The 4,420-nt window shown below is 39.9% G+C and carries 4 protein-coding genes; 3 read left to right on the top strand and 1 reads right to left on the bottom strand.

All coding sequences use genetic code 11. The features are described 5' to 3' along the window. From asrC to EA14781_RS23990, 3 genes are all read left to right on the top strand, one after another. Window positions 1–657: sulfite reductase subunit C (gene asrC, locus EA14781_RS21830; protein ID WP_042336282.1), on the top strand; the 657-nt coding region annotated here is incomplete at its 5' end. A 631-nt stretch (window positions 658–1,288) separates the two neighbouring features. Next, window positions 1,289–1,945, top strand: a complete 657-nt coding sequence (locus EA14781_RS21825; protein WP_000794397.1) for a class I SAM-dependent methyltransferase — start codon at window positions 1,289–1,291, stop codon at window positions 1,943–1,945. 449 nt (window positions 1,946–2,394) lie between these two features. Then, window positions 2,395–2,943: an EspF repeat-containing protein gene (locus tag EA14781_RS23990; protein ID WP_071585921.1), complete on the top strand. Its 549-nt coding sequence runs from the start codon at window positions 2,395–2,397 to the stop codon at window positions 2,941–2,943. A gap of 323 nt (window positions 2,944–3,266) precedes the next feature. On the opposite strand, the gene EA14781_RS25090 is transcribed toward EA14781_RS23990, so the two are convergent. Continuing rightward, the gene (locus EA14781_RS25090) at window positions 3,267–3,653 is read right to left on the bottom strand and encodes a hypothetical protein (RefSeq protein WP_001072849.1); all 387 of its coding nucleotides are present in this window, start codon (window positions 3,651–3,653) and stop codon (window positions 3,267–3,269) included. Between the last annotated feature and the right edge of the window lie 767 nt (window positions 3,654–4,420).

The raw sequence follows: 4,420 nt of genomic DNA, 5'->3' as shown, positions 1-4,420 counted from the left end.
ATCTGCCAGAAAGCTAACACGGATACCACAGGTTTATCCCAACGACTGGAAAAACTGATTTATCCCAGTCCTTATCATCTGAAAACAGTTATTGTCGGATGCCCGAATGATTGTGCCAAGGCATCAATGTCAGACTTTGGCATTATTGGCGTAGCAAAAATTCGTTTTACTGCGGAACGCTGCATTGGATGTGGCGCCTGCGTGAAAGCCTGTGCTCATCACGCAGTAGGTTGTCTGTCATTAAAGAACGGCAAAGCTACAAAAGAAGAATCTGCCTGTATCGGTTGTGGTGAATGCGTTCTGGCCTGCCCGACTCTGGCCTGGCAACGTAAACCAGAAAAATTCTGGCAGATTCGTCTGGGCGGGAGAACCAGTAAAAAAACCCCACGAATTGGTAAGCTGTTTCTTAACTGGGTTACTGAAGATGTCATTAGGCAGGTAATTATTAACCTGTTTGAATTTGAAAAAGAGATGTTAAATGGCAAGCCCATTTATCTCCATATGGGACATCTTATTGATAAAGGTGGCTATCTTCGTTTCAAAGAACGCGTACTGCGTGGCGTACAGCTCAATCCAGAAGCGATGGTTGCGGAGCGTATTTACTGGGCAGAAGATGAATCCTTAGCTCGTCTTCATCTAAAACCAGCCGGGAATTAAAATTCAGGGGCCACAAATCTGTGTGAGATGTGGCCGGACAAAAATGAATAAGACAAAGAGTCCATCGAAATGCTTCATCAGCATGCGCCCCTCGCAGCCGAACATCTCACCTGGCGCACGAACAAAATCAACGCCATTATAAGTCGCAATAGCCCAAATACGACACAAGAAGAGAACGTAACTTACTTAACTTCGAGGTAACGTATTGATTTTAAAGTGATACAAGGAGCAAAACCTACAGTCTTCGCATTACGAATTATAAGAATTAAATTCTAATTCAAACAATCACTATATCAACACAATTAAATTATTAATTAACGATAATATCATCAAAAAAATATATTTTATGGTGATAGCTACCAAGATACGATTAAATGTTGATATATCCTCCCAAACATACACATTCCCTAAACAGAAATCTCCCCCGTTGGGTTCACTCTCTAAGATATAAAACAACATTAATGCGTAAATACGATTAAGTGGAACCATTGTTACGTGCGTAAATCAAATGATCTTAGTAAGTACCTTTTGATTGTAGTAACATCTTATCCGTCGAGTTTGGTTGCACCAATCCTGTAGGCATCCATAACTGCCTTATAACAGTGAAATTTAATTATCATTAATAAACCTTATGAAAAACAATATTTCTGATAGCGCAAAAGTATATAATCCCGTAACATTGAAAATATACGACTGGTGGGTGTTAAGCGTTTCTAACCGTTTCGCATGGCGATGTGAAACCAGCAAACACCTACTTCCGCACTACATGCAACATGTAAGACAAAAACATCTTGATATTGGTGTTGGTACAGGGTTTTATCTTCCTGTGATTCCGAAGGAGTACAGTATTTCTCTCCTGGACTTAAATGAAGCCAGTCTTAATGCAGCCTCCAGACGAGCAGGTAGTCAGCGAATCACGAAAAAAATTCAACATGATGTTTTTCAATCTTTTCCAGATGTGCTGCATAAACAGTATGATTCCATATCCATGTTTTATCTGCTGCATTGCCTACCAGGCGTAATGGAACAGAAAAGCCCAGTGATTAAAAATGCCGCCGAGGCGCTAACTGATGGTGGTATTTTATTTGGCGCTACGATTCTAGGAAAAGGAGTTCAACATAATATGTTCGGTCGTAAATTAATGCAGCTATATAACAAAAAAGGGATCTTTTCTAACACACTTGACTCTGAAGAAAGTTTAGCTAAAATCCTCTCGGATCATTTCAATACAATTAACATAAAAACAGAAGGGATGGTTGCCCTGTTCTCTGCCCGAAATAAAAAATAAATTCTCAAGCCTCTTACCAGATAAGAACATAACCGTTATGAGTGAGGGGAAGCTTTCCCTTCATTCATAACTTATAAGAAGCAAACTGTAGCAAAAAACAAAACAACCAAATAATATTATTTTTTAACACATGATAATAAATTAACAAGTCGTTTTTATTATCACTACACAGTTACCAAATCAAAAATTTATTCATATAGGTGGCGGGAGGGGATATCACATCAATTATAATGCCTTTAATCAATAAAAAACATTATAATACAAAACAAGTGCATTTCCTGATAAAAAAGAAAAAACCCACCACCGCCCCCAGCCAAATCATATCTATTCAGAAACATTGATTTTAATAAATGAATATCGCAACATACCAATTTATGTTCCCGACGAAGTGGAACTCATACCGGCAGGTAAACTAAAATAGCTTATTAAATACTTATAAGGTTATCGGCATGATTAAGGGCATTATTTCTTTTTTTTCTGGTATTCCTCGCGGCATAACAACCACCGCCCAAAGCATTCATCTTTCGGTACCACGACATAAAGCCACCGTCAATCCGGTAAAAACGAGCTCACCTTTTTCACTAGGCAACAATTCTGTCAGTGCAACAACTCTTTTTACCGCAAAAAATCCTTATCCGGCATCAGGAGCTCCTCGTCCAGCATCATCCCACCGGACTGTTACGGAACAAAGCTCTTTCCCCTCCGGTCTTCCAGATGTAGCTCAGCGGCTGCTACAACATCTTGCCGAACATGGTATTAAACCAGACCGGACTATGACTGAATATATTCCCCCTGCTCCCAACAGACCGGCACCTCCACCGCCGGTATTAAATGGTGCATATCAACCAAATATGGGGCCGCACCTGAGACAACATCCAGCAGAGCATGGCGCTAAACCAGGCCGGACTATGGCTGAATATATTCCTCCTGCTCCCAACAGACCAGCACCTCCACCGCCGGTATTAAATGGTGCACTTCATCCAGATATGAAGCTGTAATATACCAGGTAGATAATAGAATCAATATGTGTATATTATAAGCATTTAACAGTACACCTGTAATCACGGAAGAACATACTCCCACGCTGAACATGTTCTTCCTGATATGTTTAACCTGGCTTATCAAAGAAAATAATGAAAATAGCCTCTCCCTCCTCCCTCCCGCATATACACAATAAATCCCTCACTGTGACTAATTGTATTGGTGTAGATTCTACAGCAGAAACATTTAAAAACTCACACAACACATTAACCCCACCAAAAAAAATCATTTTATAGTGACGTAATGGACACAATAAAAACAAAAAAACATTCTTATTATATTAGAGTTCTTGAATTATTATCCAACAAACAGTAGCATCATTATTTACATCAGGAATATCTTTCATCAACGCAGGATCGCCAAGATAACGTTCCCACACATTGCTGCACTCCAGACTTGAAACCCACTTGCCATCTTTATAAATCCCAATGCTCCCGCTAACCTTACCTTCCTTATCCAGATATCCCACGTTATAGGCATAGTTACCGTTAGGGATGTTGAGTTCATACAGGGTAAAACCCTCAGAGCGATTACTCTCCCAATTCTTTGTCAGTTGACTGGTTGACTTTTTGACAGTGATTTCCGGGATAACACTACCTTCTCCACTCGATTCTTGCTTGCCGTACAAGTTCATCAACTGTAAGAAAAGGATAGTGAGTTGATTCATACCATTGCATGGCACTGGTGAGATCGAGTGCCGGATTATATTCCAATCTCCCCGTCAGCCATTTTTTTCTTCGCTTCATTGGGGGCATCTCCCTAAACCGAACACAGAATGTTCCCAACGGGTACTTGATTTAGGTTGATAACGGAAGATAAGAAACGGGCTATGAAGCGCAGTATACGCGGGTTTAATCGACTTAAGTAGACCAGGGAAGAGTTTGAAATGGTGCCGATAATAGGAGTCGAACCTACGACCTTCGCATTACGAATCTGTAGCACCAATCATAACTATCTGTTTTAGCAAGCATTAACCGCATTCACTAAGCTATAGTTGATGGCACAAACAGAAAGTTGATGCATGATGTTGCCATGTGTATGTCACAAATACGGCACAACAATCTTCAAACATGTAGACACACATCCACAGGAGAGTACAAAGCCTTGCAATCCAGTGCAAAGCTTTGTGTGCCTCAGTTTGTTCAACCTTTACCATCCGTAACCATGGTGCTTTTAGTGAGAGAAGTCATTTTTTCTCTTTTCTCTTGTTGACAACATAGTTTTACTGGCTGTTAAGATTCATTGGATTTACAAATCCCCAAAATGGATTGTGATCTTCGTTATGAACAATAAATAAGCAGACAATAGATACCATACATTATTAGTGTTCCGGTTTCTGAAAATGTAATTTATCTATGTTTCCGACATCACAACTAAAATCATCAGGGATACTCTATTCTAATCCCGCTGAAACATCAGCAAGCATTAAAAGAG

Source organism: Escherichia albertii NBRC 107761 = DSM 17582 (assembly GCF_000759775.1).
GTDB lineage: Bacteria > Pseudomonadota > Gammaproteobacteria > Enterobacterales > Enterobacteriaceae > Escherichia > Escherichia albertii.
The sequence above is the reverse complement of the archived record's forward strand: the minus strand, read 5'-3'. Positions and strand labels throughout refer to the sequence as shown.